Annotated in this window: 1 tRNA gene; it reads right to left on the bottom strand. The window is 38.1% G+C overall.

The annotated features are described in order from the left end of the window. Positions 1-182: 182 nt before the first annotated feature. A tRNA-Ala gene (locus H4J57_RS19680) sits at positions 183-258 on the bottom strand. Positions 259-302 lie beyond the last annotated feature (44 nt).

Raw genomic sequence — 302 nt, 5'->3', positions numbered from 1 at the left:
TACGACATAAATACTTTATTTATATCAGCTTTCCAGATTGTTAAAGAACTCATTCTTAACGCGCATTCGGTTAAAAACGTGGTTTAAAAAACCAAACTTAACATGTTCATCAGAACAGTTTAAGTTTGGTCTCTTTCTTTATACGAAGAATCATAATGGTCTCTTATATTGTTGATATAAGATGGTGGAGCTATGCAGGATCGAACTGCAGACCTCCTGCGTGCAAGGCAGGCGCTCTCCCAGCTGAGCTATAGCCCCATCGGGATTCTTCTAATTTGTTATCATGTAATTTGTGTAGACAC

It is taken from the genome of Colwellia sp. BRX8-7, assembly GCF_014077275.1.
Lineage (GTDB): Bacteria > Pseudomonadota > Gammaproteobacteria > Enterobacterales > Alteromonadaceae > Colwellia_A.
The sequence above is the reverse complement of the archived record's forward strand: the minus strand, read 5'-3'. Positions and strand labels throughout refer to the sequence as shown.